This window comes from Microvirga sp. P4_G7, from assembly GCF_056401005.1.
The window spans coordinates 1-9125 of sequence record NZ_JBFUKD010000083.1; the positions used below are offsets into that span (position 1 = coordinate 1).

Annotated in this window: 9 protein-coding genes; 3 read left to right on the forward strand and 6 right to left on the reverse strand. The window is 62.7% G+C overall.

Going from position 1 to position 9125, the window contains the following annotated elements:
* The coding region (locus tag AC1DT3_RS06205; RefSeq protein WP_477464378.1) for a transketolase C-terminal domain-containing protein at window positions 1-738 on the forward strand (738 nt) is incomplete at its 5' end.
* A 39-nt stretch (window positions 739-777) separates the two neighbouring features.
* Here the strand turns inward: AC1DT3_RS06205 and AC1DT3_RS06210 are convergent.
* Window positions 778-1497 (reverse strand): superoxide dismutase, encoded by a 720-nt coding sequence (locus tag AC1DT3_RS06210; RefSeq protein ID WP_477464379.1) that lies wholly within the window; start codon window positions 1495-1497, stop codon window positions 778-780.
* Window positions 1498-1597: 100 nt separating this feature from the next.
* On the opposite strand from AC1DT3_RS06210, the gene AC1DT3_RS06215 reads away from it, so the two are divergent.
* Together AC1DT3_RS06215 and AC1DT3_RS06220 are read left to right on the forward strand one after the other, a co-directional pair.
* On the forward strand, window positions 1598-2329 hold the full coding sequence (locus AC1DT3_RS06215) for a TlyA family RNA methyltransferase (protein WP_477464380.1): 732 nt from the start codon (window positions 1598-1600) through the stop codon (window positions 2327-2329).
* Window positions 2319-3572, forward strand: coding sequence for a class I SAM-dependent RNA methyltransferase (locus AC1DT3_RS06220; RefSeq protein ID WP_477464381.1), 1254 nt, complete (start codon window positions 2319-2321; stop codon window positions 3570-3572). The genes AC1DT3_RS06215 and AC1DT3_RS06220 overlap by 11 nt, the downstream gene beginning before the upstream one ends.
* Window positions 3573-3578: 6 nt before the next feature.
* Here the strand turns inward: AC1DT3_RS06220 and AC1DT3_RS06225 are convergent, their stop codons facing one another.
* From AC1DT3_RS06225 to AC1DT3_RS06245, 5 genes are all read right to left on the reverse strand, one after another.
* Window positions 3579-4730, reverse strand: a complete 1152-nt coding sequence (locus AC1DT3_RS06225; RefSeq protein WP_477464382.1) for a peptidoglycan L,D-endopeptidase MepK — start codon at window positions 4728-4730, stop codon at window positions 3579-3581.
* A 334-nt stretch (window positions 4731-5064) separates the two neighbouring features.
* Window positions 5065-5802 (reverse strand): SOS response-associated peptidase, encoded by a 738-nt coding sequence (locus AC1DT3_RS06230; RefSeq protein WP_477464383.1) that lies wholly within the window; start codon window positions 5800-5802, stop codon window positions 5065-5067.
* Window positions 5803-5812: 10 nt separating this feature from the next.
* Entirely contained in the window at window positions 5813-6808 is a 996-nt protein-coding gene (corA, locus tag AC1DT3_RS06235) for a magnesium/cobalt transporter CorA (protein ID WP_477464384.1), read from the reverse strand.
* A gap of 44 nt (window positions 6809-6852) precedes the next feature.
* On the reverse strand, window positions 6853-7704 hold the full coding sequence (locus AC1DT3_RS06240) for an SDR family oxidoreductase (RefSeq protein ID WP_477464385.1): 852 nt from the start codon (window positions 7702-7704) through the stop codon (window positions 6853-6855).
* 5 nt (window positions 7705-7709) lie between these two features.
* Window positions 7710-9125: acyl-CoA dehydrogenase (locus tag AC1DT3_RS06245; RefSeq protein ID WP_477464386.1), on the reverse strand; the 1416-nt coding region annotated here is incomplete at its 5' end.

Consider the following 9125-nt stretch of genomic DNA (forward strand, 5'->3'; position numbering starts at 1 on the left):
TTCCTGCAGCGCGCCTACGATCAGGTCGTGCATGATGTGGCGCTGCAAAACCTACCCGTTCGCTTTGCGCTCGACCGTGCCGGCCTCGTGGGCGCGGACGGGCCGACACACGCGGGATCCTTCGACATCGCGTATCTCGGCTGCCTGCCGAACATGGTCGTGATGGCCGCAGCCGATGAGGCGGAACTCGTCCATATGGTCGCCACCGCGGCGGCGCACGATTCGGGCCCGATCGCATTCCGGTATCCGCGTGGCGAAGGCGTCGGCATCGACATTCCCGAAGAAGGCATACCGCTTGCCATCGGCAAGGGACGTGTCGTGCGCGAAGGCAGCCGCATCGCGATCCTGTCGCTCGGCACACGGCTTTCGGAATCGCTCAAAGCGGCAGAGGAACTGGAATCGCGCGGACTCTCGACGACGGTTGCCGATGCGCGCTTTGCCAAGCCCATCGACGAGGCGTTGATCCTGCGCCTCGCCCGCGAGCATGAGGTCCTGATCACGATCGAAGAAGGCTCGATGGGCGGCTTCGGCGCCTACGTGCTGCAGCTTCTTTCTGATCGCGGTGTGTTGGACCGAAACAGCGTGAAGGTCCGCACCATGGTGCTGCCGGACACCTATATCGATCACGACAAGCCGGAGCGCATGTATGCGCAAGCGGGACTCGATGCAGCGGGCATCGTGAGGAAAGCGTTCGAGGCGCTAGGCCACCACGAGGCGGACCGGAAGGCCCGCGCCTGAGCCTGCCTTGCCGCAAAGCCTGCTCGCCATCGGCAACGATCAGATTACCAGCTTTCCCGCTTTCGCGGCGGCATAGCGCTGGCTTATCTTGTCCCAGTCGAGCACGTTCCACCACGCCTTCAGATAATCGGCGCGACGGTTCTGATACTTCAGGTAATAGGCGTGCTCCCACACGTCATTACCCATCAGGACCCGTTGCCCTTCCATCAGCGGCGTATCCTGATTGGGCCTGGTGAGAAGGGCGAGTTTGCCGGCGGGCGTCACCGTCACGAACACCCACCCCGATCCGAACTGGCCAGCGCCCGCAGCGTTGAAATCGGCCTGAAACTTCTGGAACCCACCGAGATCGCGGTCGATGGCGCTCCTCACGTCGCCTGCAGGCTCGCCGCCGGAACCACCCATGATCTGCCAGAACATGGTGTGGTTCGCGTGCCCGCCGCCGTTGTTGCGCACCGCGGTACGGATCGCGTCCGGCACGTTGCCGAGGTTCGCAAGCAGATCCTGGAGCGGTATTTTCGCCGCCTCCGCGTTCTGGCTCAAGGCCGTGTTCAGGTTCGCCACATAGGCCGCATGGTGCTTGTCATGGTGGAGCTCCATGGTCTGAGCGTCGATATGCGGCTCGTTCTTGGACGGCGCATAGGGGAGCGGATCGAGTTTGTAGGGACCTGTGGGGGCTTGCGCGAACGCGCGCGGGATGGCAGCGGTGGCACCCAGAACGGTCGCCCCGAGCAGAAGTTTGCGACGGTTGACGATTGGCATGGCTTTCGCTCTCTCTAAGGATCGTAGCCGAGATAGGGCGCGCGCCGGGCTTGATCCAGGAAATGCCAGGAAATGACGGACACGTGATGAAGGCGTCGGCATGACTCGCAAACGGGTTGATATTGCCCTTGTGGAGGGTGGCTTCTTCGAAAGCCGCGCCCGTGCGCAGGAGGCGATCGCGGCTGGATTGGTGACCGTGAACGGACAGGCCGTGCGCAAGCCCTCCGAGGTCATTCCTGATGGCTCCGCGATCCTCGCCCAGGCGCCTCACCCCTACGTCTCACGCGGCGGCGTCAAACTGGCGGCGGCGCTCGATGTGTTTTCGATCGATCCCCGTGGGTGCGTTTGCCTCGACATCGGCGCCTCGACCGGCGGCTTCACCGAGGTGCTGCTCTCACGCGGCGCGGGCCACGTGTATGCGGTCGATGTGGGACATGGTCAGCTCCACCCGAAGGTGGCGACCGATCCGCGCGTGACGAGCCTGGAGGGCACGGACGCCCGCGCCCTTACCGATGCGCTCATCCCCGATCCGATCGATCTGCTTGTCGCCGACGTGAGTTTCATTTCGCTCAAACTCGTGTTGCCGGCAGCGATACGCTTCCTGAAACCGCATGCGACGCTTGCCGTTCTCGTAAAGCCGCAATTCGAAGCCGGTCGCGACAACGTCCGGAAAGGGATCGTGCGCGATGAAGCGATTCATCGCGCCGTCTGCGACGATCTCACGAGCTTCGTTTCGTCGCTGGGCTTCACACCCTACGGTATCGCGCCTTCGCCGATCGAAGGCGGCGACGGCAACCGTGAATTTCTCCTGGGAGCACGCCGTGAACGATGAGATCACCATCACGCGCCTCGGCGCGAAGGCGGACGGCGTTGCCGACACCAATAGCGGTCCCCTCTTTGTGCCCTTTGCGCTGCCCGGCGAAACCGTCACCATCGAGCGTGAGGGCGAGCGGGCGAAGCTTGTCGACGTCAAGGTTTCATCGCCGGCGAGAACGGTTCCGTTCTGTCCGTATTTCGGCACGTGCGGCGGCTGCGCGACACAACATATGCGCGACGACTTCTATCGCGATTGGAAGCAAGGTGTCCTGGCCACCACGCTGCGACAAGCAAGGTTGGATCACGATGTCGAACCGCTCGTCGATGCACATGGCGAAGGGCGCCGTCGCATGACATTGCATGTTCGCTATCCTGAACGCGACATGCATGTCGGCTTCATGGCCGCGCGCAGTCATCATGTGGTCGAGATCGAACGCTGTCCGATCACCGTTCTACCCTTGCAGGAAAGTGCGCAATCCGTCGCCCGCGCCATCGGAGAAACGCTTCGCGCATCACGCAAGCCGCTCGACATCCAGATCACGGCGACGCAAACCGGGCTCGATGTGGACGTTCGCGGTCATGGTGCGGTCAATGATCGTCTCCGCTTGAGACTGATCGAACTCGCTGCGGATCTCGATTTATCGCGATTGTCCTTGCACGGCGACGCACTTGTCGAACGACGCCCACCTTTCATCACCATGGGACGTTCCACCGTCTCGCCACCGCCTGGATCCTTCCTGCAGGCGACCGATCTCGGTGAACGGACTCTGGCTTCTTTTGCCGTCGAGGCGTGCAGCCGATCGAAACGCGTCGCCGATCTCTTTGCCGGCGCCGGCTCATTTGCGCTCCGTATCGCCGAACACGCGGACGTTCACGCGGTCGAAAACGACAAGGCCTCCATGTCGGCCCTCGACAAGGCGGCCCGCGCGACACCCAACCTGCGCCGCGTGACGACGGAAGCACGCGATCTGTTCCGGCGTCCGCTCCTCCTGCCGGAACTGAACACCTTCGGCGCGGTCGTGATCGATCCGCCCCGAGCCGGCGCGGAAGCGCAGGCGAAGCAGCTCGCGCTGTCCAAGGTGTCTCTCGTCGTGAGCATATCGTGCGATGCGGCGACATTCGCGCGCGACGCCGCCATCCTGATCAACGGCGGTTATCGCCTGGAGCGCATCGTCCCCGTCGACCAGTTCAAGTACTCGCCGCATCTCGAAGTCGTCGGCATTCTCAAGCGGGACGTCGCACGCAAACGCGCGCGTTGACGGCAATCAGAAACCTGCGCTTGCCTGCTGGATGCGCTTGACGACTTTTAYGGCGGGACCCGTGAATCGATTGACGTTGAGATCGTAGCTCGGCCCTTCGGAGAAGCCGAGATTGACGAAGGCCGTGCTGTTCGCATCGAAGAGCACACGCCGCTCGGTTCTTGTGTCACGTCCAAGGGCCGCGACGATTTCCCGACGGTCGGCCTCGCGCGGAGCGGGCACGACCGCGATCGCCGGCGTCGCGGCGGCCAGTTGCACAGCGGCAGGATCGATCTTCGGACGTCGCGGCGGAAGGGGCGCGAAGCTCATGACCGTTTCAGGATCGGCGGACGCGACTTGCGCCTCGATCACCGGCTTCTCGACCGTCTTTTCAGCCGGCGGCGCGGCCGGCTCGGGCGTCCTGCGTCCGAACAGCGCTGCGAGGAGGCTGCCGCCGCCCCCACGCGCGGATTGATCGGCGAGAGCGGCATTCCGGGCCGGTATCTCAGCCTTGGCGAGTTCGTAGCCCGCAAGCGGTTTGCCGCTCGCCGGCAAGTGGAGCGTCTTGCCGTCCGGGAACAGCCGCACGAGCTGATCCTGCGACATGCGCGGCCAGGCGCGGACGCTGCCGGTGTCGATATGAACGAAATCGGACGAAGCATAATAGCCGACGCCGCCGTATTGCATCCGCATGGCGATGGCCCGCAGGCGCCCTGTCTCGACGCCAGGGAACCGGACATCCATCGCCTTGCCGAGCATGTGCTGGCTATGCTCGGAGACGCCGCTGGAACGCGCGCGCAGCATGCCATTGGTCTGCGGTGAGCGGTAGGCCGAGACCACGTGGATGGGTCCTGATGCTCCCGCTTCCTTGTAGACCTCCCACAGGATGTCGAACAGGCGTGGGTCCATGCGGGTATTTTGCTCGACACGCCAATCGCGCAGCAGCCAGTTGAGCTGCTCCAAGCCGCGGTCGTCATAGCGTCCATCACGCCGAAAGGTGATCGTAGCGCTTTCCTGGGTGTGAGTATGGAAGAAGGTCAGCGACCTCGTATCGCCGTTGGCGGCAGCGGTCTGCGTACCGGCAGAAGCGCTGAGGAGAACAAGCGTAGCCGTTAAGACGCAGGCAATGACTTTCGATGCTAACCGCGCATTCGCGTGCTGTCGCGCTTCTGATCTCACGATGCGCCCCCCTTGCGGTCGGCCTTGTGGAGGGCTAGGGGCCCTCTCTGCTCCGCCTAAGACACGGAGTTGTGATGACAAACAATGGCAAAATTGGCGCAATCGTGGCGAACACAGTTCGTGCGCGTCATTCGGACGCTGATTTGCCCCATTTCGCATCCGGCCAGTCTGCACGACAGCCTTTAACCAACGGTTATCGTTAATCGAAATCCGGGATGGATATGCATTCTCACCGAACGGCCAGACCGTTCTGAAAACGTWCCTAGCTTCTCTTATTCGGCGCCGGCCTTGTCGTAYTCTTTGGCAACACGCCGCGCGGGTTCGGGATCAGCCGCTAGAACAGGCTACCCTGCGCATCGTCGACGAGACGTCCCTTCCGGCGTGCCGCGCGGATTTCACCCTCGCTCGCGCTCACCCGCTCTTGCAACGCCGCATCGTCATTTGCGACCTTGTTGACGCGCGTGCTCACCGGTGTCGCGTCAAGCCAATGGTCTGCGCATGGTCGAATGAGGCGCAGAGCCTCCTTGTCGTCCCCCGCGTCGACATCGAGCCAAGCGGCGACATCGTCTCGCGACAGAATGACCGGCATGCGATCATGAATGCCGGACAAAAGACCGTTGGCGTCCGTGGTGACGATGGCGGCCGTATCGATTTCTCCACCACTGGCGTCGCTATAGGTCTCCCAAAGCCCGGCGAGAGGCATCGGTCCGCGATCGATCATCCGCATCAGGAACGGTTGCTTGGCGGAGTCGTTACGTCGCCATTCGTAGAAACCATGGGCGAGAAAAACGCAGCGCCTGCGTTTCACCGCAGCCTTGAAAGTCGGTTTGTCCGAAACCGATTCACCGCGTGCGTTGATGACGAGCGGAAACGATTTCGGGTCTTTCGTCCATGAGGGAAGGAAGCCCCACCGCACGAGATGGAAATGGCGACGGCCCCGTTCTGCATGGACGATGGGCACGGGCTGCGTCGGGGCGACATTGTACCGCGCGGGAAAATTCGGCGTCTCCTCGTATCCGAAATAGGCGCGATACTCTTCCGGCGACACGGTGATGGCATAGCGTCCGCACATGATGCGTGATCTACAGCCATTTCTTCCAGCGGAAGAAGATGTACGGCAGGACCGCCGCCACAACCATCAGGACGATTGCAAGCGGATAGCCGAACTCCCATTGCAGTTCCGGCATCACCTGGAAGTTCATGCCGTAGATCGATGCCACCAGCGTCGGTGGAAGGAAGATCACCGCCATCACCGAGAACAGCTTGATGATGTCGTTCTGCTCGATGGAGACGAGACCGAGCGTGGCGTCGAGAAGGAACTGCACCTTGTTGGAGAGAAAGGTCGCGTGTTCCTCGATCGATTGCACGTCGCGGATGGCTGTGCGCCACTCTGCGCGGTAGCTGTGCTGGCGCTGCGGCCGCGGCATGCTCGACGACAGAAACAGCAGCATGCGCTCGACTGACGCCATGCTCTCACGCACGTTGGAGATGACGTCGCCCTTGCGGCCGACCGCTTTCAACACCGCCCGGAAGGTCGCCGCCCGTCGTCCGCCCTGCTTTTCATTCTCGAAGATGGACCGTGAGAGCCGGTCGATACGCTTTCCAACGAGCCCCAGGATCTCGGCGGCGCGATCGATGATCGTCTCGATCAGTCCGTCGAGCACCGCTTCAGGCTGATGACTGCAGCCGCCGGGCCGCGTGGCGCGCGACATGAACATGCTGAAGGAGCGCGGCTCGTCGTAGCGTACGGTGATGAGCGCCCTCTCGGTCAGGATGAACGAGACGTCGGCCAGACGCGGCGTGTCCGTGTCCGAACTGCACAGGATGCGGGCCGTCATGTAGTAGACGCCCTTCTCGTGGTAGAGGATCTCGGACGGCTCGATATCCGCCATCTCTTCCCGGGTCGGGATCTCGATCCCGAGATGGTCCTCGACGAGGCGCTCCTCGCTTCGGGTAGGCTCGATCAGGTCGATCCAAAGAGCATCGCTGGGGATCGCCTCCCCCTCCCGCCAGACATGACGGTCAAGGGTTTCCTCCGGCGCCGAAGCCTCGTTTGCCGGTCGATGGATCAGGATCATAGACGTCTCCCGCGAAACTGCCCGCTGTGTCTTGTAACGATCTTCTATGACGATGGGGAGGGCGGTTTCGAGTCGTCCGGAACAAAGAAATCCGGCATGAGCGGCACGGACGGGTCGACGCGGTACTTCTCGAAGTCGGTTGCCCCCTCGCCGGCGAGAAAAGTGTCGTCGATCAGGAACTGGCCGGTAAAGCTCCTCGAAGGCTTCTGGAAGATCGCATATGCGGCGTCCGCGAGGATCTCCGGCGTCCGACTCGCCTGGGTGATGCGGTCGCCCCCCAGAAGGTTCTGCACGGCGCTCGTTGCGATGGTGGTTCGAGGCCACAGGGCGTTGACGGCGATCCCCTTCTCCCTCAGCTCTCCGGAAAGGCCGAGCACGCACAGGCTCATGCCGTATTTGGCCAGGGAATAGGCGAGGTGCGGCGCAAACCATTTCTCCTTGATGTCGAGCGGCGGAGACAACATCAGAATATGTGGATTGTCCGCTTTCTCCAGATGAGGAATGGCGAACTTGGACACCATGTAGGTGCCGCGCGTGTTGATCTGATGCATCAGATCGAAGCGCTTCATGTCTGTCTGCGGCGTGTTCGTCAGGCTGATCGCGCTCGCATTGTTGACCACGATGTCGATGCCGCCGAACGTTGCGACAGCTTTCTCGATTGCGGTTTTCACCGCGTCCTCGTCACGTACGTCGACGAGGAGCGGCAGTGCCTTGCCGCCGGCTGCCTCGATCTCCTGCGCGGCCGAATAGATCGTTCCCGGCAGTTTCGGGTGGGGCTCCGCGGTTTTCGCCGCGATGACCACGTTCGCGCCGTCTCTCGCCGCCCGCAGACCGATGGCGAGACCGATGCCACGCGATGCGCCGGTGATGAAAAGCGTCTTGTTCTGAAGAGTCATCGGTTTCAACTCGCGAGGGCCAACGCGGCGTCGCTGACGAATCCGGCGCCGCCAAGAATGCTTTCTTCCAGGCCCCTGGCCGAGACTACGAGGTTTTCTGCGAAGAAGCGACAGAGCGCGATCCGCGCCCGGTGCGCCGGGTTGTCGTCTCCCGCCGCCATCATCGCATTGGCTGCCAACGCCACCTCGGCCAAGGCCACGCCCCCTTGGACGAAACCGAACAGCCGCAGATACGGCGTCGCGCCTGCCAGCGCGTTGTCGGGAACATTGGCGGACATCGCTTTCGCCATAAAGCTCGTCGCCCGGTCGAGACTTTCGATTGCATCGCGCAGGCGCGATGTCGTCGAACCGAAGGCGGGAGTCGCTTCCTTCATCAGGCGCGTCACCGTGGCGCGCATACCGGCGATCTGGGCATGAACGACACCGCCACCAGCGAGCGGCAGCTTGCGCATGACGAGGTCGATGGCCTGGATGCCGTTCGTTCCCTCATAGATAGGGAGGATGCGGGCATCACGCAGATGCTGAGCAGCACCGGTTTCTTCGATGAAGCCCATGCCGCCGTGAATCTGAATGCCGAGCGATGCGACTTCGACGCTCACATCCGTCGAGAACGCCTTCGCCACCGGGGTCAGAAGCGACGCTTGATCGTCCGCCCTCTTCCGCTCGCTCGCGTCCTCGGCCCGATGCGCACGGTCGATGGCGGCAGCCGTCAGAAGGCAGATCGCACGAGCAGCTTGCGTCAGCGCCTTCATGGTCAGGAGATTGCGCTGAACATCGGGATGCTCGACGATCGGACTCGTCTCCGTCGCTCCGACCGCCCGCCCCTGACGCCGCTCGTTCGCGTAGGCGAGGGCCTGCTGGTAGGCACGCTCCGCCAGTGCGACACCCTGAATCCCGACCTGCAGACGCGCATTGTTCATCATCGTGAACATGCAGTTGAGGCCGCGGTTTTCCTCGCCGACGAGAAAGCCCACGGCGCCTCCGTGATCTCCGAAAATCATCGTGCATGTGGGTGACGCATGCAGCCCGAGCTTGTGTTCGAGACCGCTGCACCGAACATCGTTCCGGGTTCCATCAGGAAGAATTTTCGGTACCACGAAAAGAGAAATGCCGCGTGTCCCAGCCGGCGCGTCGGGAAGGCGCGCGAGAACCAGGTGCACGATGTTGTCCGTCAGATCGTGTTCGCCGTAGGTGATAAAGATCTTCTGGCCGGTGATCCTGTAAGTGCCGTCGCCCGCACGCTCGGCCCGCGTGCGGATTGCGGCGAGATCGGAACCGGCCTGCGGCTCCGTCAGGTTCATGGTCGCCATCCATTCGCCCGCGACGAGTTTTTCCAGATAGCGCTCGCGCAGGTCGTCCGAACCGTGCGCGACCAGGGCTTCGACGCCGCCCATCGTGAGGATCGGCCCGATCCCAAAGGA

Bases quoted from the DNA above. Each gene is read 5' to 3' on its own strand.
- AC1DT3_RS06210 (WP_477464379.1), bottom strand. From the start codon at position 1,497: ATGCCAATCGTCAACCGTCGCAAACTTCTGCTCGGGGCGACCGTTCTG.
- AC1DT3_RS06215 (WP_477464380.1), top strand. From the start codon at position 1,598: ATGACTCGCAAACGGGTTGATATTGCCCTTGTGGAGGGTGGCTTCTTC.
- AC1DT3_RS06230 (WP_477464383.1), bottom strand. From the start codon at position 5,802: ATGTGCGGACGCTATGCCATCACCGTGTCGCCGGAAGAGTATCGCGCC.
- corA (WP_477464384.1), bottom strand. From the start codon at position 6,808: ATGATCCTGATCCATCGACCGGCAAACGAGGCTTCGGCGCCGGAGGAA.
- AC1DT3_RS06240 (WP_477464385.1), bottom strand. From the start codon at position 7,704: ATGACTCTTCAGAACAAGACGCTTTTCATCACCGGCGCATCGCGTGGC.